This is a genomic window from Kineococcus terrestris (assembly GCF_041020755.1).
In the GTDB taxonomy this organism is placed as follows: Bacteria; Actinomycetota; Actinomycetes; order Actinomycetales; family Kineococcaceae; genus Kineococcus; species Kineococcus terrestris.
Map to the genome: position 1 here is coordinate 1 of NZ_JBEUEI010000051.1, position 19,660 is coordinate 19,660.

The window sequence follows — 19,660 nt, forward strand, 5'->3', positions numbered from 1 at the left end:
CCCCCCCCCCCCCCCCCCCCCCCCCCCCCCCCCCCCCCCCCCCCCCCCCCCCCCCCCCCCGCACCCGCCCCCCCCCCCCCCCCCCCCCCCCCCCCCCCCCCCCCCCCCCCCCCCCCCCCCCCCCCGCGGTCGCGCTCACAGCAGCGCCATCGCCTCCTGCAGCGTCGTGCGCAGCACGGCCTCCATCTCGTCGAACTCCGCCTGCCCCGCCGTCAGCGGCGGCGCGACCTGGATCACCGGCTCCCCGCGGTCGTCCGGGCGGGCGTACAGGCCGTTGCGGAACAGCGCCCCGGGCAGGAACTGCTTGACGAGCAGCTCGCGCTCGGCCGGCCCGAACGTCTCCTTGGTGGCCTTGTCCTTGACGAGCTCGACGGCCCAGAAGTACCCGTCGCCGCGCACGTCGCCGACGACGTCCAGGTCCAGCAGCCGGCGCAGGGTCGCGCCCAGGGCCGCCTCGTTGTCCAGCACCCGCTGGTTCAGGCCCTCGCGCTCGAAGAGGTCGAGGTTCGCCAGGGACACGGCCGCCGAGACGGGGTGCCCGGCGAACGTGTACCCGTGCGGGAACCACGTGTTCCCCTCCAGGAACGGCTCCATGACCCGGTCCGTGGTGATCATCGCCCCGATGGGCCCGTAGCCGGAGCTCATGCCCTTCGCGCAGGTGATGACGTCCGGCTGGTAGCCGAACTTCTCGCAGGCGAACATCGTGCCGTGGCGGCCGAAGCCGCAGATCACCTCGTCGGAGATCAGCAGCACGTCGTGGCGGTCGCAGATCTCGCGCACCCGCTGGAAGTACCCCGGCGGCGGGGTGAGGCAGCCGCCGGAGTTCTGCACCGGCTCCAGGAACACCGCCGCCACCGTCTCCGGCCCCTCGAAGAGGATGGCCTCCTCGATCCGGTCAGCCGCCCAGCGGCCGAACTCCACCGGGTCGGTGGGCGCGCCCATCCGCTCCGCGCGGTAGAGGTTCGTGTTCGGCACCCGGAACCCGCCGGGCACCAGCGGCTCGAACGCCTGCTTCATCGGCGGCAGCCCCGTGATGGCCAGCGCCCCCTGCGGGGTGCCGTGGTACGCGGTCATCCGGCTGACGACCTTGTGCTTCATCGGCTTGCCGGTGAGCTTGAAGTACTGCTTGGCGACCTTCCACGCGCTCTCCACGGCCTCGCCGCCGCCGGTGGTGAAGAACACCCGGTTCAGGTCGCCGGGCGCGTACCCGGCCAGGCGCGCGGCCAGCTCGACGGCCGGCTCGGTGGCGTAGCCCCACACGGGGAAGAACGCCAGCTTGCGCGCCTGCTCGGCCACCACCTCGGCCAGCTCCTCGCGACCGTGCCCGGCCTGCACGACGAACAGGCCCGACAGCCCGTCCAGGACCTCGTGCCCGTCGGTGTCCCACAGCCGGCACCCCTCGCCGCGCTCGATGACGGGCACCGCCTTGTCGCGGTAGGCGCCCATCCGCGTGAAGTGCATCCACAGGTGGTCGCGGGCGGTCTGCGACAACCGCTGCGACCTGCCGGTGGCGGCGGCGCCCACCGCGCCGGGCTGCTCGGTGACGGTCACGTCTCCTCCTGGTGGCTCGCCGGACGGCTCGTCCTCCCTCCCACCCTCCTCCCCCACCGGCCCCGTGCCCAGCGACGGAGTGTCAGGCCGGCGGGCCCGTACCCGACGGTCCGTCAGGGTGTCCGGCTAGGGTCGCGCCGTGCCGCTCACGGTCGCCGACGTCCTCGCGCTGCCCGTCGTGGCCGCCGGGGACCCGCGCGTGGTCGTCGGCGGGCCGGGGCTGGGCGCCGCGGTGCGCTGGGTCCACGTCACCGAGCAGACCGACCTGACGGGGCTGCTGGGCGGTGGGGAGCTGCTGCTGTCCACCGGCATCGGGCTGGGCGAGCCGGGCTTCGACGCCGCCGGGTACGTCGCCTCGCTGCGCGAGGCCGGCGCGGTCGGGCTCGTCGTGGAGCTCGGCCGCCACCTGGCGCGGCTGCCCGCGCCGCTCGTCGGCGCCGCCCGCGAGGCCCGCTTCCCGCTGGTCGAGCTGACCCGAGCGGTGCGGTTCGTGGCCGTCACCGAGCAGGTGCACGCCACCGTGCTGCACCAGCAGTACGAGCGCCTGCGCTTCTCCGAGCGCGTCCACGAGGCGTTCGCCTCGCTGGCCACCGGCGGCGGCACCGTGGCGGAGGTGCTCGACCGCGCCGCCGCCCTGACCGGGCGCGTCGTCGTCCTGGAGGACCCCGGCCACCACGCCGTCGCCCACGCCGGGGCCTCCGCCGCCGACGCGCTGCGCGACTGGCCGGCGCGCTCGCGCCGCGCCGACGCCGCGGAGGGCTGGCCCACCGCCCCCGTCGGGCCCGTCGGCGCCCGCTGGGGGCGGCTCGTGGTGCCCGAGCGGGTCGCCGAGCCCGTCGCGGCGCCCGCCCCCTCCCCGTCCCCGGGGGCCTCCGCACCGGCGGGACCGGGGCAGGTGCGGCTCGTCCTGACGCGCGCCGCCGAGGCGCTCACCGTCGCCCGGCTGCTCGACCCCGGCGCGGGCGACCCCGCCCAGCACGCGGCGGCGCGGCTGCTGCGCGACCTGCTGCGCGGCAGGGCCTCCGAGGAGGAGGACCTGCGCGCCCGGGCCCGCGCGCTGGGCCTGCCCGCCCGCGCCCGGCACGTGCCGCTGGCCGTGCACGCGCCACCGCCCGCCGAGCCGGGCGCCGTCGCCGACGCCGTGGCCGCCGTCCTGGCCCGCGGGCGCACCGGCGGGCTGTCCGGTGTCGTCGGCCCGCGCCTGGTGGGGGTCCTGCTCGCCGTCCCCGCCGAGGCACCCGGCGGCGGTGGGGGCGCCGCGGACCCGGCCCGCGCGGCCGCGGACCGCTTCGCCGCGCAGCTGCTGCGCGAGGTGCGCGGGCGCGCGGCCGCCGGCCCGCCCGGTGCGGCACCCCCGGTGGACCCCCCGGCCCCCGTGGTGGCCGCGGCGGGCACGGGCGCCGCGGGCACCCTGGCCGCCGCCGGGGAGGGCCTGGCCGAGGCCGTGCACGTGGCCCGCGCCGCCGCCGGCCTGCCGCACCGCGCCCCCGGCACCGTCCACCGCGCCGCCGACCTCGGTGCGCGCGGGCTGCTGTGGTGGCTGCGCGGCGACCCGCGCCTGGCCGCCTACGTCGAGGAGCAGCTGTCCCCCCTGCTGACGGGCAGCACCGGCGCCCCCGACGGCCCGGACGGCCCCGGCGCCGGGGAGCAGCTGGAGCTGCTGCGCGCGTGGCTGGAGGAGGGCGGGTCGGCCACCCGCCTGGCGCGCCGGCTGCACCTGAGCCGCCCGGCCGTCTACGCCCGCGTCGAGCGGCTGCGCGCGCGCCTGGGCCGACCCCTGGACGACCCCGAGACGCGGCTGTCGCTGCACCTGGCGCTGCTGGCCCGCGACGCCGCGGGCGGTGACCCGGGCGGCGGCTGAACCCCCGCCGCACGGCCCGCGCGCCTGGCGCGACGGCCCCGCGCGCGGGATGATCGGGACGGCGCCCCGCAGCGAGCGCGGGCCGCGGCCGGGGCTGTGGGCAGGACACCGGGGAGGTGGTCGCCGTGCTGGTGCGGGAGGCGATGAGGACGCCCGTGGTGACGGTGCAGGAGGACGACCACGTCGCCCACGCGGCGCGCGTGCTGCTGCACCACGGCACCTCCTCGGTGCCGGTGCTCGACGGCGAGGGGCACCTCGTCGGGATCGTCAGCGAGTCCGACCTGCTGCGCGACCGCGTCGGCCGCGACCCGCGCGCGCACCTGTCCAGCCGCGAGGACGTCGCCGAGGAGGGCGCGCCGCCGCCCCGGCTGGTCGCCGAGGTGATGACGACCCGCCCGCTGACCGTCGACGCCGCGGGCGACCTGGCCGACGCCACCGAGCTGATGCTGGACCGCTCCGTGAAGGCCGTGCCCGTGCTGGACGGCCGCCGCCTCGTCGGGGTCCTGGCCCGCCGCGACGTCCTGCGCACCGTCGCCCACGCCGACGACGACGTGCGCGACGCCGTGCTCGCGCGGCTGGCCGACGACCTGCCGGGCACCTCGTGGACGGTCGAGGTCGAGGACGGCGTGGTGACGCTCGACGGCCCCGCGGAGGCCTCCCAGCACCGGATCGCCGCCGTGCTGGCCCGCACCGTCCCCGGCGTCGTGCGGGTCAGCACCACCGACGAGCAGGTCTCCTACGACCAGCCCGTCCCGCGCGCCCGCCCGTGAGGACCGGCGCCCGGGCGGGGCGTCAGGAGGCGCTGGCCAGCTCCACCGGGCCGATCCGCCGGCCCGTCACGTGCGCCATGTCGAGGGCGAAGAGCACCTCGCGCACCCCCGGCGCCCACGTGTCCAGGGCGGTGCGCACGGCCTCCGGCTCGGGGCCGGTGACGCGGCGGCAGCGCCCCGAGACCGTCACGCTCCACCCGCTGCGGCGCGCCGCGTCCACCGCGTCGGCGTTGAAGGCGATGACGGCGTCGTCGACCGCCCGCTCCAGGGCGGTGCCCTGCGCGGTGCGGAACCACAGGCGCTCGCCGACGACGGCGTAGTTCATCGTCGCCACCGCGGGCAGCGCGTGCTCGGTGTAGACGGCCCGCCCGATGCCGCGCTCGCCGAGCAGCCGGCGGCACTGCGCGGGGGTGAGGGCTGCGGAGTCGGTCACCCCGCCACCGTCCCCGCGCGCGGGGCCCGGCGGGAGGGCCGAAGGTCCCCCCGCCCGGATCGGCCGAACCCCTGGCGCGCGCGCCCCGCGCGAGGCACGATCCCTGCACCCGGACGACGCCGTCCGGGCCGGCGGCCGCCGTCCGCGGGGCCGCCGGTGTCCGACGACGAGGTCAGACGAGGTCAGACGAGGAGGTCACCGTGGCCCACGTCCCGCTCCCGCCGCAGGCGGGCCCCCCGCGCGACCCCGTCCCGGCGCGCCCGCCGCGCCCGTGGAGCCCGCGGCGGTGCGCCAGCGTGTCGATCGCGCTGGCGGCCCGGCGCCGCAACCCGCTGGTCACGCGCGCGCACCTGGCCGAGGCCGTCCTCCTCGGCGCGGTCGTCGCCGGCTCCCTGGGCGCCGCCGCCGCCGTCGGGATCACCGCCCCGGCCGCCGGGGACGCCGCGGCCGCGCGCGCCGCCTCCCAGCGCGCGCACGCCACCCCGGTCTCGGCGCAGGTCGAGGTGCACCGCTCCGAGGGCTGGTGGGGCGGGCTGGAGGCGCCCCGCGCGAGCGTCGCCTGGACCTGGCGCGGGGAGCCGGTGGTGCGCGAGCTGACCGTCGCGGAGCTGTCCGCGGCCCGCGAGACCAGCTACGCCGAGCAGCAGGCCGGCACGCCCGTGGTGTGGGTGGACCGCTCCGGGCAGCTCGTCGAGCGCCCGCCCACCCCGGCCGCGGCCCGCACCGACGCCGTCCTGCTGCACCTGCTGCCCGGTGCGGGGGCCCTCGCGGCCGGCGCCGTCCTGGGCGCCGGGGTGCGCGCCGCGGCGCTGCGCCGGCGCAGCGCCGCGTGGGAGCGCGACTGGCGGCGCTGGGACCCGGGCCGCCGGGTCGGCTGACGCCCCCGGCGCGACCTCGGGCGCGACCTCAGGCGGTCGGCAGGGGCACCGACCAGCGCACGCGCGTCCCGCCGCCCGGGCGCGGTCCCACCTCGCACGTGCCGCCGAGGGCCTGCGCCCGCGACACCATCGTGTCCAGGCCGCCGCGGTGGCCGTGCGCCACCGCGGGCAGCCCGCGGCCGTCGTCGTCCACCTGCAGCACCAGGTGGCCCGGGCCGGCGTCGCCCGCGGTCGCGCCGACCTCCACGAGCACGTCCACCCGCCGGGGCGCGGCGTGCTTGGCGGCGTTGCTGAGGGCCTCGCGCAGCACCGCCAGCGCCTGCTCCTGCACCCCCGCCGGGACGGCCGCCAGGTCCCCGCGCACCAGCACGACCGGGGTGCGGCCCAACGCCTCGGCGCCCGTGCGCACGACCTCGTCGACCGCGGCGCGCGGGTCGCGGCGCACCACCCGGTCGCGCAGCTGGAAGATCGCCCGCCGCAGGTCGCGGATCGTCTCGTCGATGTCGTCGATCGAGCCCTCCAGCTTGGCGGCGACCGCCGGGTCCGCGACCGACCCGCCCGCCGACTGCAGGGTGAGCCCGACGGCGAACAGCCGCTGGATGACGTGGTCGTGCAGGTCGCGGGCGATCCGGTCGCGGTCGTCGAGGACCGCCATCCGCTCGCGCAGCGCCTGGCCGGCGGCCACCTCGCGGGTCAGGACGAGCTGCTCGGCGAACTGGCGGGAGCTGACCGGCTCGGGCACGCCCGCCGACGGCCCGTCCTCCAGCCACCCGACCGCCAGCGCGGCGCGCAGCCGCCCCGCCAGGCGCACCGGCACCAGCGCCGCCGTGCGCGCCGCCCACCCCAGGTGCGCGGGGTCGACGGGGGCGGCCTCCTCCACCCCGGCCAGCAGCTCCTCCAGGACGGCCGCGCCGGGCGCGAGGGTGCGCGCCGCCCCGCCCGTCCCGGCCGCCCGCGCCGACGTGGACGTGGCCAGCAGCGCGGTGCCGCCGTCCCCGCCGGCGTCCTGGGCGACCTCCAGCAGGGCGACCACGTCGGCGTCCTCGACCTCCCGGGCCGCACCGAGGGCCTCGGTCAGCGCCTCCTGCGGGTCGGCGCCCGGGCGCAGCACGGCCTGCGTCGCGGCGCCGGCGGCGTGCAGCCAGCCGTTGCGGCGCTGGCTGCGCTCGAACAGCCGCGCGTTCGCGATGGCGATCGAGGCCGCCGAGGCCAGCGCCACCACGACCGCCTCGTCCTCGGCGCCGAACTCGCGCCCGTCCCGCTTGTCGGTCAGGTAGAGGTTCCCGAACACCCTGTCGCGCAACCGGATCGGGACCCCGAGGAACGTGCGCATGGGCGGGTGGTTCGGCGGGAAGCCGTAGGAGCGCGCGTGCGCCGACAGCTCCGCCAGGCGCAGGGGTTCCGGTTCGTCGATGAGCACCCGCAGGACCCCGTGCCCGCGCGGCAGGTCCCCGATGGCGCGGATGTCGTCCTCGCCGAGGCCGGTGGTCAGGAACTGCTCCAGGTCCCCGTCGGGCCCCAGCACGCCGAGGGCGCCGTAGCGGGCGTCGACGAGCTCGGTGGCCGTGGTGACGATGCGCTCCAGGACCGCCGACAGCTCCAGGTCGGCCGAGACGGCCACGACCGCGTCCAGGAGGCCGTTGAGGCGCTGCTGGTGGCGCTGCACCGCGGCGGCGCGCTCGCGCAGCTCGCTGAGCAGGTCGTCCAGACCCACCCCCGCCAGCGCGGGCACCCCGCGGACCGGGCGGCCGGCGGACGTCCCGGTGCTCACGACGGGCGGTGGGCCGTGGTGAACAGGGCCGCCTGCGTGCGGCTGGCCAGGCCCAGCTTGGCCAGCACGCTGGAGACGTAGTTCTTCACCGTCTTCTCCGCCAGGTGCAGCTCGCGGCCGATCTCCCGGTTGGTCAGGCCCTCGCTGAGCGCGGCCAGGACGCGCCGCTCCTGCCCGGTCAGCTCGGCCAGGCGCGGGTCGGCGGCCAGCGGGTCCTGCAGGCGGCGGCGCACCTCCTCCACGGCCCGCGGGTCCAGCAGGCTCTCCCCGGCGGCGACCGCGCGCACGGAGACGACGAGGTCGGTGGTGCGGATCTCCTTGAGCAGGTAGCCCGACGCGCCCGCCAGCACCGACGCCAGCAGCGCCTCGTCGTCGTCGTAGGAGGTGAGGACCAGCGTGCGGGTGCCGGGCGAGACGACGCGCACCTGCCGGCACACGTCCACCCCCGAGCCGTCGGGCAGGCGGCCGTCGAGGACGGCGACGTCCGGGCGGGTCATCGTGATGCCGGCGACGGCCTCGGCGACCGTGCCGGCCTCCCCGACGACCTCCAGTCCGCCGGACTCCAGGACGGCGCGCAGCCCCGCGCGCACGACGGCGTGGTCGTCGGTGAGGAAGACCCGCACCGTCTCCGCGCCCGGCTCGTCCGGTCCCTCGGTGCCCACCCGGCTGCCCCCCCGGTCGCGTGGCCGGGCCCGGCGCCCGGTCGTGCCCGAGGTTAGCCCTCGACCCCGACGGGCGTCCCGTCCCGGCCGCGCTCGGCCACCTCGCGCGAGCGCGCCGCGTCGGGCACGACGACGACCGGGCCGCCGGCGCGGTGCAGCAGGTCGTGGCTCGTCGAGCCCAGCAGCGCCGTGAGGAACGCGCCGTGCCCGCGCGCGCCGACCACCAGCAGCTGGGCGTGCGCGGCCGCCGTCAGCAGCGCGTCGGAGGGGTGGACGTCCTCGACGAGCTCGCCGGTCACCTCCACGCCCGGGTGGGCCGCGCGCGCCCGCGCGCAGACCTCCTCCAGCGACCGCCGCTGCTCCTCCCGGACCCGCTCCCGCGCGCGGGCCCGGTCGTCCTCGGGCGGCAGCCACGAGCCCGCCGGGTGGTACGCCCACACCCGCAGCACGCGCACCGCCGTCCCCGCCGCGCGGGCCAGGGCGGCGGCCGCGTCGACGGCGGCGTCCGCCTGGCGGGAGCCGTCGTGCCCGACGACGACGCCGCGGGCCCCGGCGGGGGCGTCCTCGCGCACGACGGCCACCGGGCAGCGCGCGTGCGAGGCGGCGTACAGGCTCGTCGAGCCGAGCTGGAAGCCGCCGAGCGCGCCCGAGCGCAGCCGGCTGCGCCGCCGGGCACCCGTCACGAGCAGCGCGGCGCCCTCCGCGGCCCGCCGCAGCGCGTGGCGGGGGTGGTCGCGCGGGACGCTGCGGTGCACCAGCAGGCCGGGGTGCTCGGCGCGCACCCGCTCGGACAGCTCGTCGAGCACCGCGCGCGCCGCCCGCTCGGCCTCCTCGGTGATCTTCACGGCGTAGTGGACGCTGGCCGCGTCGCCCGTGACGGGCAGCGGCACGGCGCTCACCAGCTCCAGCTCCACCCCGCGCCACGCCGCCTGGCGCGCCGCCCACGCCACCGCCGCCCGGGCCCCCTCCAGGTCGCCGACCCCGACGACGACGGCGCCCCGAGCCACCCGGCGCTCCGGTCGCTGAACGCTCACCGCTCCCCCTCCCCGGCGCGGGACCCCGTGCGGGGCACCGGCGGTGCCCCCGGCCCGCGTCCTGGCCCGACCCTGCGCCCGCACCGCGGCCCGGACCAGGGACCTAGGTCACGCGGTGCGCGCGCCCCCACCGGCCGGGGCCGCGCCGGTCAGCGCCGGCGACCACGCGCGCGGCACCACCACCACCGGCAGCTCCGTGCGGCGCAGCACCGCGTGGCTGGTGGAGCCCAGCACGGCCGTCAGCAGCCCGCCGCGCCCGCGCGAGCCCACCACCAGCAGCCGGGCGCCGGCCGCCGCCTCCGCGAGCACGTCGGAGGCGAAGCGGTCCTCCACCAGGCGCACCTCCACGCCCACCGGGTGCTCGCGCTGCACGTCGCGGGCCAGCGCCTCGGCCTGGGCCCGCAGCTGCGCCGCCTGGGCGGCGCGGGCCTGCTGCGGCAGCCGCCCGGCCCCGGCCCGGCCCCGGTCGGCGGTCGGGCCCTCCACCGGCGCCTGCCACACCCGCAGCAGGTGGACGGCCTCGGCGGAGCCCGTCGCCGCGGCGCGCAGGTCGGCCTCGGCCGCGGCGAAGCGCACCGCCGCCACCGAGGCCGGGGAGCCGTCGACGCCGACGACGACCCCGCGGGCGGCCGACGGCGGGCGGCGCACGACCGCGACGGGGCAGGCGGCCCGTCCGGCCAGGTCGACGCTCGTCGCGCCCGGCCGGGAGGCCACCGCCCGCGCGCCGGGCCGCTCCGGGCCGCCCGTGACGAGCAGCGCGGCGCCGTCGGCCAGCCGCAGCAGGACCCGGCGCACGTCCCCGTGCAGCACCGAGCAGCGCACCTGCGGGCCGGCACCGGCGGTCCGGCTCCCCCGGACCCGCTCCAGGTGCGCGCGGACGAGGTCCTCGGCGCGCCGCAGCACGTCCCAGCCCGCGCCGTCGCGGGCCGCCAGCAGGTCCGCCGACGTCCACCCGAAGGCCGCGCCGAGGGCGTCCTGGGCGGTGGCGGGCTCGTCCACGACGTGCACCAGGTGCAGCGCCGCGCCCCGCAGCACGGCCTCGTCCGCCGCCCACAGCAGCGCCGCCTCGCAGGCGCGCACGTGCTCGACCGCCACGACGACCTCGCGCGCCCCGTCCCCCACCGGTTCCACCCCGCGAGGGTCGCCCGGCCCCCGGGCCCGGCACCAGGGACCTCCGGCCCTGTCCGGCACCCGCGCCACCCGGTCGGATCGGCTGTCGTGATCACTCCCACGACCGCCGTCCACCGCGCCACCGGCACCCGGGTGGAGCAGGCTGGGGCCCCCGCACCGAGGAGGACCATGTCCGCCGCCCCGGCCCCCGCCCCCGCTGATCCGCCCACCCCCGTGCCCGGCCCGCCGCGCCCGCTGGACGAGGACCTGCGCGCCCGGCTCGCCTCGCCCGACGCCCACGAGCTCGCCGTCCTCGACGCCTGGTGGCGCGCCGCGAACTACCTGACCGTCGGGCAGATCTACCTGCAGGACGACCCGCTGCTGCGCCGGCCGCTGACCGCGGACGACGTCAAGGCGCGGCTGCTCGGGCACTGGGGCACCAGCCCCGGGCTGTCGTTCGTGTACGCCCACCTGTCGCGGCTGGTGCGGCTGACCGACCAGGCCGCCCTCTACCTCACCGGCCCCGGGCACGGCGGTCCGGCCCTCGTGGCCGCCGCCCACCTGGAGGGCACCTACACCGAGCGGTTCCCGCACGTCGGCCAGGACGCCGAGGGCCTGCGCCGGCTGTTCCGGCAGTTCTCCTCCCCCGGCGGCATCCCCAGCCACGTGTCGGTCACCACGCCGGGCTCCATCCACGAGGGCGGGGAGCTGGGGTACGTCCTCGTGCACGCCTTCGGCGCCGTCATGGACAACCCCGACCTGCTCGCGCTGGCCGTCGTGGGCGACGGGGAGGCCGAGACCGGGCCGCTGGAGGGTTCCTGGAAGGGGATCTCGTTCCTCGACGCGCGCCGCGACGGCGCCGTCCTGCCCGTCCTGCACCTGAACGGCGCGAAGATCTCCGGCCCGACGGTGCTGGGGCGCAAGGACCCCGCCGAGGTGCGTTCCCTGCTGACCGGCCACGGGTACGAGGTGCTGGAGGTCGGCGGCGACGACCTGCCGGGGATGCACGAGCGGTTCGCCGACGTCCTCGCCCGCGCGTACGCCTCGATCCGCCGGATCCAGGAGGAGGCGCGCGCCGGCAGCGCCCCGGCCGGGCGGCCGCGCTGGCCGGTGGTCGTGCTGCGCACCCCCAAGGGCTGGACGGGGCCGGGAACCGTCGACGGCACCCCGGTGGCCGGCACGTTCCGCGCCCACCAGGTCCCGCTGTCCGGGGTGAAGGACGACCCGGCGCACCTGCGGCTGCTGGAGGAGTGGCTGCGCTCGTACCGGCCCGAGGAGCTGTTCGACGCCGACGGCGCGCCCACGGACCTCGTGCGGGCCGCGAACCCCGCCGGCCCGCTGCGGCTGTCCGCGACCCCGCACGCCAACGGCGGGCTGCTCACCCGCGACCTCGACCTCCCGGACGTGCGGGAGTACGCCGTGGACGTCGACCGGCCCGCCGCCGCGCGCGCGGAGTCCACCCGCCGCCTCGGGGAGCTGCTGCGCGACGTGTACCGGCGCAACCCCGACACGTTCCGGCTGTTCTGCCCCGACGAGACGGAGAGCAACCGCCTCGGCGCCGTGTTCGAGGCCAGCGACCGGGCGTGGGCCGAGCGCGTCGAGGAAGGCGACGTGTCGCTGTCCCCGGGCGGGCGCGTCGTGGAGGTCCTCAGCGAGCACAACTGCCACGGCTGGCTGGAGGGGTACACCCTCACCGGCCGGCACGGCCTGTTCGCCACCTACGAGGCGTTCGCGATGGTCAGCGCCTCCCAGACCGTCCAGCACGCCAAGTGGCTGGAGGAGGCCGGGAAGCTGCCGTGGCGCGCGAGCGTGCCCAGCCTGAACCTGCTGCTGACCTCCACCGCCTGGCGCAACGACCACAACGGGTTCTCCCACCAGGGCCCGGGGCTGCTGCAGGTCGCCATCACCCAGCGCCCCGAGGTGTCCCGGGTGTGGCTGCCGCCGGACGCGAACTGCCTGCTGCGGGTGGCCGACCACTGCCTGCGCAGCCGCGACCGCGTCAACCTCGTCGTCATCGACAAGCAGCCGCAGCTGCAGTACCTGACGATCGACGAGGCCGCCGAGCACTGCGCGCGCGGCGCCTCGGCGTGGGCGTGGGCCGGCACCGACGACGGGTCCGCCGACCCCGACGTCGTCCTCGGCTGCGCCGGGGACGTCGTCACGATGGAGACGGTGGCCGCGGCCGCGCTGCTGCGCGAACGGCTGCCGCAGCTGCGGGTGCGCGTCGTCAACGTCGTCGACCTCATGTCGCTGCCCCGGCCGGGGGACCACCCGCACGGCATGTCGGAACTGCGGTTCCGCGAGCTGTTCACCGACACCGTCGACGTCGTGTTCGCCTTCCACGGGTTTCCCGGCGCCGTGCACCAGCTCGTCCACGGCCGCCCCGACGCCGACCGCTTCCACGTGCGGGGTTTCGTCGAGGAGGGCACCACCACCACGCCGTTCGACATGACGGTGCGCAACCGCGCCTCCCGCTACCACCTCGTGCTCGACGCGCTGAACAACGCCCGCCGGCTGCCGCCCGGCGCGGACGACCTCGCGGCGTTCTGCCGCTCCCAGCTGAAGCGGCACGAGCAGTACGTCGTCGAGCACCTGGTCGACATGCCCGAGGTGGCCGGCTGGACCCTGCCCGCCTGACCCCGCCGCCCCCTCCCTCCCGTCCTCACCGCGGAAAACCGGGTTTCCAGCGTGTCGGGCGCCTTGTGCCCTCGGAAACCCGGGTTTCCGCGGTGAGGGCAGGGTGGACGGACGGTCGCGGTTGTCGCGGTTCAGCGCAGGACGAGGCCGCGCGCCGCCTGCCGGGCGACGGCGCGGCGGACGGCGTCGACCACCTCGCCGGGGTCGCGCAGCGATCCGGCCGTAACGTGGACGACCTCCCAGCCGGCGTCACGCAGCGCGGTGATCCGCCGGCGGTCGGACTCCAGCGCCTCGCGCAGTGCGTGCCAGCGGCCGTCGTACTCGACCGCCACACGGGCGCCGCGGACGGCCAGGTCGACGCGGGCGATGAACCGCCCACCGGCGTCCAGCACGGTCACCGCCGGTTCGACGTCCAGCCCGGCGAGGAGCAGGTGCACGCGCAAGCGCGACTCGGGCTGGGACTCCGCGCGCGGGTCGCACAGTTCCGCGGCCCGCCGTGCCGGCCGCACCCACGGGTCGTGGCGCACGTCGACCCACGCGCGGAAGGAAGCCGGGTCGAACCCGCCCGCACGGGCGAACGCGTCGAGCAGCGCCACCCCGTCGGGCAGCGGTGCTCGCGAGCACAGGTCGAAAGCGATCCGTTCCGGGACCGCCAGCCGCGTGGTGCGCCACCGCCGGCTCGCGACGACGTCCTGCGCGAGGCGCACGTCGACGCCGCGCGGCAGGGTGTCCGGGCCTCCCGCCGGGAGCAGCACCGTCACGGGGTCGTCGCGGTCGGCGAGCGGGACGCCGGAGGCTGTCGCCGCGGACCTGCCGGTGAGGACACCGCCGGGCGGCAGGAGGAGACCCACGGCCTCGCAGCGCAGCTCGTGGGTGACCGGCAGGCCGGCGGGCGCGTAGACGCCGCGCACCAGCCGCTGGACAACGGGACCGCGCAGCTGCGCCTCGGTCAACGCACCGGCGGCGACGGCGTCGCGGCCGGTGAAGACGCGGGGCAGGGACGGTCGTCGGGAGATCCGCACCCGCGCACGTTCGCCGTACCGGCTGCTCCTCCGCACGGTCGAGCAGCGCAGCTGTGGACGTGCTCGCGGTCATCCCGCTGTGGACACCTCGTCCGTCTTCCCGCGGTCGCGCTCGACCGCGGGAACCCGGGTTCCGGCGTCCGAGAGGCTCGCGACACGCTGGAAACCCGGGTTTCCGCGGGGAGGCGGACGGCGGTGAGGCGGCCCGGTGTGAGCGGGCCAGGCGCGCGGGTCAGCCGACCTGGCGCACCCGCCAGGCCCGCCCGGCGACCTCGACGACGTCGCCGTCGGCGAGCTGGCGGCCGCGGCGCTCCTCGACCTCGCCGCTGACCGTGACGTCCCCGCCGGCCAGCAGCTCGCGGGCCTCGCCGCCGGTGCCGACCACCCCGGCCAGCTTGAGGAACTGACCGAGGCGGACGGTGCCGGTCACGTCGACGTCGCGCGGGGTGCTCACCGCCCCAGCCTGCCGTCCCGGCCCGGCCACCGCCGCCCCGGGGTCCTCAGTCGTCGTCGACGGCGAGCGCCGCCAGGACGGCGGCGATGCGGTCGGCGTCGGCGCGGGTGAGGCGCTCGGGGACCACGACCTCGGCGTACCCGCCGCGCAGCAGCGGGACGGTGTGCCGCAGCACCCCGGCGGCCGGGACCACCCCGACGACCTCCGCGTCCACGGTGCCGGCGTCCGCGCCGGTCCGCCGGGGGCGCACCGGCTCGTCGACGGAGTCCTCCACGGGCTCGGCGGCCTCCGGGCGCGCCCCGGCACCGCCGAGGAACGCCTTGAGCCGCTCGATGCCCTGCGCGGCCACGCGCTCCGCGGCCGGGTCCAGCCGGCCCTGCCGCAGCAACTGCTGCAGCACCTGCTCGAGGGGCTTGTCCCCCGGTCGCTCGTTCATCGTCCCCGCTGCCCTCCGCGTCGTCCGCGGGGCGCCGGCGCGCCCCGCTCGAGCCTCCACCCAACACGGGCGCGGCGCGCGGCGGCGTCCCCCGGTGGTCGCCGGTCGCGGCGCCGACCGGCTGCCGCGCGGGCCGGGGCCTAGCCGCCCAGGTGACCCCAGTCGTCCTCCAGCTGCGACCACGGGCCGACGGCGGCGACCCGGCCGCCGTCCAGGACGACGACGCGGTCGGCGCGGCGCAGCGCGGCCCGCTTGGAGGAGGAGCCGAGGACGGTGACGCCGCGCCGGCGCAGCGACTCCCACAGCTCCACCTCGGTGCGGGCGTCCAGGGCGCTGGACACGTCGTCGGCCAGCAGCAGGTCCGCGCCGGTGGCCAGGGCGCGCGCCAGGGCCAGGCGCTGCACCTGCCCGCCGGACAGGCGCACCCCGCGGTGGCCGACGAGGGTGGCGCGCCCGCCGGCGGCGACGACGTCGGCGTCCAGGCGCGAGTCGTCGAAGGCGGCGTGGACGCGGTCAGCGGCGTGGTCGTGGTCCAGGTCGACGTTGTCGAGGAAGGAGCCGCTGAGCACGCGCGGGACCTGCGCGACGTAGCAGACCTGCCCGGGGCGCAGGAACGTCTGCGGGTCGTCGACCTCGCGGCCGTTCCAGCGCACCTCGCCCTCGTGGTCGACGAGGCCGGCCAGCGCGCACAGCAGGCTGGACTTGCCGGCGCCGACGCGGCCGGTGAGCAGGACCAGCTCCCCGGCTCGCACGCGCAGGTCCACGCCCTGGACGCCGACGGTGCCGTCGTCGTGGACGGCGGCGACGGCGGCCAGCTCCAGCTCGCGCAGCGGCTGCTTGACGGGCGCGGCCGGAGCGGGCGCCGCACCGCGCACGAGGTCCACGCCCTCCGGCAGCGCGAGGACGTCGCGGGTGCCGGCCAGGGCGGCCACCTCCCGCAGCCAGGTGCGCGCGACGGGCGCCTCGGTGACCACGGCACCGGCGACGGTGCCGTAGTAGGAGGAGCCGGCCAGGGCGGTGGACACGAGCAGGGCGGTGGCCAGGTCCCAGCGGCCGGACAGGTGGAAGCCCCAGGTCAGGACGATGCCCGCCTGCACGAGCACGCCCGGCACGCCGTCGAGCAGGGCGCGCACGCGGTGCTCGCGCACCGAGGCCCGCACCCGCCGGTCGTCCAGGGCGGCCAGGTGGCCCAGGACGCCGGGCGCGGCGGCGGCGAGCTTCACCGTGCGCAGGGCGTCCAGGGCCGAGCCGAGGGCGCGGCCGAAGACGGCGCGGGCGTCACCGGCGGTGCGGGCGCTGGACCCGGCGACGGGCGCGCCGGCGGTGGACACGGCCGCGGAGACCACCATGACGGCGGCCACGACCCCGCCGCCGAGGACGCTGCCGGACAGCAGGGCCGTCACGGCGACGACGACCGCGCCGATGACGACGTCGACCCACCGGTCGACGTAGAGGACGAACCGCTCGGAGTCCAGGCAGCGGGCGGCGACCTCCCCGGGCGGGGTGCGCGGCAGGCGGCGCTGGCGGGTCTGCCCGCGCAGGACGGCCAGGCGCACCTGCAGGGTGACGGCCGACCACCACTGCGGGTACAGGCGCAGGGCGTGGGCGAGCGCGGGCGGGACCAGCAGCAGGGTGGCGACGACCCCGGCGGCGAGCAGGACGACCTCCGCGCCGGCCTCGCCGGTGCCCTGCACGTCGCGCAGCGTGGCGACCAGGTGGCCCCACACCCACCCGGTGACGGCCCCGTAGGCGCCGACGACGGACACGACGCAGAACAGCAGCGCCCCGACGACGCCCCAGCGCGGCTGCACGGCCACCGCGCGCAGCACGCTGCGCGCCAGGCTCGGGCGCGGCGGCACGGGCGGGCGGGTGTCGCGGCGCACCCGCGCGGCGGTGGCGGCGGGAGCGGCCGGCGGGACGGCGTCCTCCCCGGCGGCGCTCAGGAGCTCGCGGAACGGGCCGGGCGCGGCGGCCAGCCGCTCGCGGGGACCGTGCTGGACGAGGCGGCCGGCCTCCAGGACGGCGACGGCGTCGGCGCGCCGGGTGGTGGACAGGCGGTGGGCGATGAGCAGTCCGGTGCGCCCGCGCAGCAGCCGCTCGGCGGCCGCGGTGACGCGCCGCTCGGTGACGGGGTCCATGCGGGCGGTGGCCTCGTCGAGGACGACGACGCGCACGTCGCGCACGAGCAGGCGGGCGAAGGCGACGAGCTGCTCCTCCCCCGCGGACAGGGCCAGCCCGCCCGCGCCCAGCCGGGTGTCCAGCCCCTCGGGCAGGGCGTCGACCCACTCGTCCAGGCCGAGGGCGGCCACGGCGCGGTGCACCGCCTCGCGCGGGACGTCGGCGAACAGGGTGATGTTCTCGGCGAGGGTGGCGGCCAGCACCTCGGTGCGCTGGGTGACGACGCCGACGCCGCGGCGCAGGTCCTGCACGTCGGTGGCGGTGACGTCCTGCCCGCCGACGAGGACCTGCCCGGGCGCGGGTTCGAGGGCGCGGGAGAACAGCGCGGCCAGGGTGGACTTGCCGGCGCCGCTGCGCCCGACGACGGCGCACGTGGTGCCGGCCGGCACCAGCAGGGAGACGTCGTCGAGGGCGAAGCCGCCCGGGTGGGCGAAGCGCAGGTGCTCGGTGCGCAGCTCCAGCGCGCCCGGCGGCAGGGGCCGTCCGCCGCGCGGTTCGGCGTCGGCGCCGAGCAGGCCGCGGATGCGGGTGAGCGCCCCCAGACCGCCCTGCAGCTCGGGCAGCCGGTTGCTGACCTCGGTGAGGTCGCCGACGAACCCGCCCAGCAGCAGCCACAGGGTGACCAGGGCGGCCACGTCGAGGGCGCCGGCGACGACGAGGCCGCTGCCGGCGGTGACGAGGGCGACGAGCAGGCCGGTGAGGACGAACGCGGTGCGCAGGCCCACGCTGGCCGAGGCCGTGCAGGTGGCGGCCACGGCCCGCAGCACGCGCGCGGCGCGGACGGCGTAGCGGCGCACCACGTGCGGCTGGCCCAGGCTGGAGCGCACGTCGTCGCGGCCGGCGACGGTCTCCTCCAGCTGGGCGGCGTGGTCGGTCCAGGCGACCTCCTCGGCCAGCTTGCGCTGCGCGACGACGCGCGTCAGCGGGCGGGCCACCAGCAGCGCGAGGGCCGCGACGAGCGGGAAGGCGATCCACGCCGGCCACCACGTCACGCCGGCCACGACCCACGCCAGCGCCGAGCGCAGCAGGGCGCGGGACAGCTCCCAGGCGGTGCGCCGCAGCAGCTCGCCGAGCTGGCGGGGGTCGTCGTCGACGCGGTCGAGGACCTCGCCGACGGCCTGCTCGGCCAGCGCGGGCAGCGGCTGGGCGACGGCCGCGCCCAGCAGGTCGGCGCGCAGCCGGCCCTCGGCGCGCCCGACCACCCCGGAGAAGACGGTGCGCCCGACGGTGTCCAGCAGGCTGGCGCCCACGAGCAGGACCGCGAGCAGCGCCAGCGCCGGGGCGGTCGGCCCGGCGGCCAGCCGCCCGGTCACCACCGTGGCGACGGTCTCCCCCACCGCGGCCAGCACGGCGAGCGCGGCCGCGACCGCGCTCGCCGGACCGGCCAGCCGGCGCGCCGTCAGCGTGCGCACCCCTGCCCCCGTCCCCGTCGGCTCCCCCGGCGAGCACCGGGCACCCCGACGCTAGGGGGCCGCCCCGCCGGGTCTCCACCGGGTTTCGGGCCGGTGGAGCCGGCGGGCGCTCAGGCGGCGGTGGCCAGGTACTCGTCCCAGCGCGGGTCGGGCTGCTCGGCGCCGCGCACCGCCCAGGAGGCCCCGCGCGGGGCGGCGGGCCGGAACGGCAGCGACCAGCCCATCTCCTCCGGGGTGCGGTCGCCCTTGGCGTTGTTGCAGCGCACGCAGCAGGCGACGAGGTTCTCCCACGAGTCCGGGCCGCGGCGGCTGCGCGGCAGGACGTGGTCGACGGTCGTGGCGTGCCCGCGGCAGTAGGCGCACCGCTGGTGGTCGCGGCGCAGCACCCCGCGCCGGCTGACGGGCACGACGCTGCCGCGCGGCACCCGCACGTAGCGGCTCAGCAGGATGACGGAGGGGCGTTCCAGGCTGACCGTGGCGCCGACGACGGGATCGGCGTCCGCCAGGACGACCGACGCCTTGCCGGCGAGCACGAGGACCAGCGCGCGGCGGAAGGAGACCACCGCGAGCGGTTCGTAGCCGGCGTTCAGCACGAGAGTGCGCATCGACACCTCCACACAGGGGCCCGGACGACGAGAGGCGCCGTCCCCCGGGGGGACGGCGCCTCTGAGATCGGCGACGCGGGCACGCGCGCGCACCACCTGATGGCGGTGCACCACGGGATGGTGGTGCGGCGGTGTGACACCCATGACGGGCCTCCTGGACGCGCGTGCGGTCGTCGTGGTCGCACTGTACGTCCGGCGGGCGCGTCCGTCAGGCGGGTTGAGCCACGTCACACCGTGTCGCCCCGGGCCGCCCGGACGCGACGGGGCCCGGACCCCCTCGCGGGGACCCGGGCCTCGTGGACGCGGTGGCCGGTGGCCGTCGCTCAGACGGGGGCGACCCGGCCGAAGGTGACGGCGGAGGACCAGATGGCGCGCAGCTGCACGGGCTTCCCGGCGCGCGGGGCGTCCCACATCATGTTGTCGCCGGCGTAGATGCCGACGTGGTAGGCGCGGCCGCCGCCGTTGGAGAAGAACACGAGGTCGCCGGGGACGGCGTGCTCGCGGGCCAGGGGGGCCGCGGCGCGCTTCTGCTCGTTGGCGGTGCGGGGGATGTGCACGCCGATCTCGCGCATGACCCAGCTGGTGAAGCCGGAGCAGTCGAAGCCGGCCGGGGTGCTGCCGCCGTACACGTACGGCACGCCCGCGTAGCGGCCGGCGACGTCGAGGATCTGCTGGCCGAGCGGGACGGCGGGCGCGTGCTCGACGACCGGGGCGGCCGGGGCGGCCGGGGCGGCCGCGACGGCGGGCGCCGCGGCGACGGCCGGGACGACCGCGGCCGGGGCCACGCCGCTGGCGGCGCGCTCGGCGCGCACGACGGCCGGGGCCGGCGGCGGGGGCGGCGGGGCG

At 78.6% G+C, this 19,660-nt stretch carries 16 protein-coding genes; 4 read left to right on the forward strand and 12 right to left on the reverse strand.

Features of this window, described 5'->3' with window-relative positions; all coding sequences use genetic code 11:
• Positions 1 to 135: 135 nt before the first annotated feature.
• Positions 136 to 1,551, reverse strand: coding sequence for an aspartate aminotransferase family protein (locus AB8M62_RS19125; protein WP_373695011.1), 1,416 nt, complete (start codon positions 1,549 to 1,551; stop codon positions 136 to 138).
• Between the two features lie 139 nt (positions 1,552 to 1,690).
• Between AB8M62_RS19125 and AB8M62_RS19130 the strand changes: the two genes are divergently transcribed.
• Positions 1,691 to 3,412: a PucR family transcriptional regulator ligand-binding domain-containing protein gene (locus AB8M62_RS19130; protein WP_369070557.1), complete on the forward strand. Its 1,722-nt coding sequence runs from the start codon at positions 1,691 to 1,693 to the stop codon at positions 3,410 to 3,412.
• A 125-nt stretch (positions 3,413 to 3,537) separates the two neighbouring features.
• Positions 3,538 to 4,182 (forward strand): CBS domain-containing protein, encoded by a 645-nt coding sequence (locus tag AB8M62_RS19135; RefSeq protein WP_369070558.1) that lies wholly within the window; start codon positions 3,538 to 3,540, stop codon positions 4,180 to 4,182.
• A gap of 22 nt (positions 4,183 to 4,204) precedes the next feature.
• Here the strand turns inward: AB8M62_RS19135 and AB8M62_RS19140 are convergent, their stop codons facing one another.
• A complete protein-coding gene (locus AB8M62_RS19140) occupies positions 4,205 to 4,615 on the reverse strand; it encodes a pyridoxamine 5'-phosphate oxidase family protein (protein ID WP_369053366.1) in 411 nt (136 codons plus the stop codon).
• A 296-nt stretch (positions 4,616 to 4,911) separates the two neighbouring features.
• Here AB8M62_RS19140 and AB8M62_RS19145 point away from each other — a divergent pair, with 296 nt between their 5' ends.
• The gene (locus tag AB8M62_RS19145) at positions 4,912 to 5,493 is read left to right on the forward strand and encodes a hypothetical protein (protein WP_369070559.1); all 582 of its coding nucleotides are present in this window, start codon (positions 4,912 to 4,914) and stop codon (positions 5,491 to 5,493) included.
• 28 nt (positions 5,494 to 5,521) lie between these two features.
• Here AB8M62_RS19145 and AB8M62_RS19150 read toward each other — a convergent pair whose 3' ends face one another.
• From AB8M62_RS19150 to AB8M62_RS19165, 4 genes are all read right to left on the reverse strand, one after another.
• Complete coding sequence (locus AB8M62_RS19150; RefSeq protein WP_369053368.1) at positions 5,522 to 7,264, reverse strand: GAF domain-containing sensor histidine kinase; 1,743 nt, start codon at positions 7,262 to 7,264, stop codon at positions 5,522 to 5,524.
• Positions 7,261 to 7,926, reverse strand: a complete 666-nt coding sequence (locus AB8M62_RS19155) for a response regulator (RefSeq protein WP_369070560.1) — start codon at positions 7,924 to 7,926, stop codon at positions 7,261 to 7,263. Before AB8M62_RS19155 ends, AB8M62_RS19150 begins: the two co-directional genes overlap by 4 nt.
• Positions 7,927 to 7,979: 53 nt before the next feature.
• Complete coding sequence (locus AB8M62_RS19160) at positions 7,980 to 8,960, reverse strand: universal stress protein (RefSeq protein ID WP_369053371.1); 981 nt, start codon at positions 8,958 to 8,960, stop codon at positions 7,980 to 7,982.
• Between the two features lie 108 nt (positions 8,961 to 9,068).
• Complete coding sequence (locus tag AB8M62_RS19165; protein WP_369070561.1) at positions 9,069 to 10,091, reverse strand: universal stress protein; 1,023 nt, start codon at positions 10,089 to 10,091, stop codon at positions 9,069 to 9,071.
• 168 nt (positions 10,092 to 10,259) lie between these two features.
• Between AB8M62_RS19165 and AB8M62_RS19170 the strand changes: the two genes are divergently transcribed.
• Complete coding sequence (locus AB8M62_RS19170; RefSeq protein WP_369070562.1) at positions 10,260 to 12,707, forward strand: phosphoketolase family protein; 2,448 nt, start codon at positions 10,260 to 10,262, stop codon at positions 12,705 to 12,707.
• Positions 12,708 to 12,838: 131 nt separating this feature from the next.
• On the opposite strand, the gene AB8M62_RS19175 is transcribed toward AB8M62_RS19170, so the two are convergent.
• From AB8M62_RS19175 to AB8M62_RS19200, 6 genes are all read right to left on the reverse strand, one after another.
• On the reverse strand, positions 12,839 to 13,729 hold the full coding sequence (locus AB8M62_RS19175) for an endonuclease domain-containing protein (RefSeq protein WP_369070563.1): 891 nt from the start codon (positions 13,727 to 13,729) through the stop codon (positions 12,839 to 12,841).
• Between the two features lie 232 nt (positions 13,730 to 13,961).
• Entirely contained in the window at positions 13,962 to 14,183 is a 222-nt protein-coding gene (locus tag AB8M62_RS19180; protein ID WP_369070564.1) for an RNA-binding S4 domain-containing protein, read from the reverse strand.
• Positions 14,184 to 14,229: 46 nt separating this feature from the next.
• Complete coding sequence (locus tag AB8M62_RS19185; RefSeq protein ID WP_369053380.1) at positions 14,230 to 14,619, reverse strand: hypothetical protein; 390 nt, start codon at positions 14,617 to 14,619, stop codon at positions 14,230 to 14,232.
• Between the two features lie 140 nt (positions 14,620 to 14,759).
• A complete protein-coding gene (locus AB8M62_RS19190) occupies positions 14,760 to 18,209 on the reverse strand; it encodes an ATP-binding cassette domain-containing protein (RefSeq protein ID WP_369053382.1) in 3,450 nt (1,149 codons plus the stop codon).
• Between the two features lie 110 nt (positions 18,210 to 18,319).
• Positions 18,320 to 18,814: an HNH endonuclease gene (locus tag AB8M62_RS19195; RefSeq protein ID WP_369053384.1), complete on the reverse strand. Its 495-nt coding sequence runs from the start codon at positions 18,812 to 18,814 to the stop codon at positions 18,320 to 18,322.
• Between the two features lie 323 nt (positions 18,815 to 19,137).
• Positions 19,138 to 19,660 (reverse strand): C40 family peptidase (locus AB8M62_RS19200; protein WP_369070565.1); only part of this gene is annotated, 523 nt, incomplete at its 5' end.

Excerpts from the sequence above, each read along its gene's own strand:
- AB8M62_RS19185 (WP_369053380.1), bottom strand. The coding sequence starts at position 14,619 with ATGAACGAGCGACCGGGGGACAAGCCCCTCGAGCAGGTGCTGCAGCAG.
- AB8M62_RS19170 (WP_369070562.1), top strand. The coding sequence starts at position 10,260 with ATGTCCGCCGCCCCGGCCCCCGCCCCCGCTGATCCGCCCACCCCCGTG.
- AB8M62_RS19195 (WP_369053384.1), bottom strand. The coding sequence starts at position 18,814 with ATGCGCACTCTCGTGCTGAACGCCGGCTACGAACCGCTCGCGGTGGTC.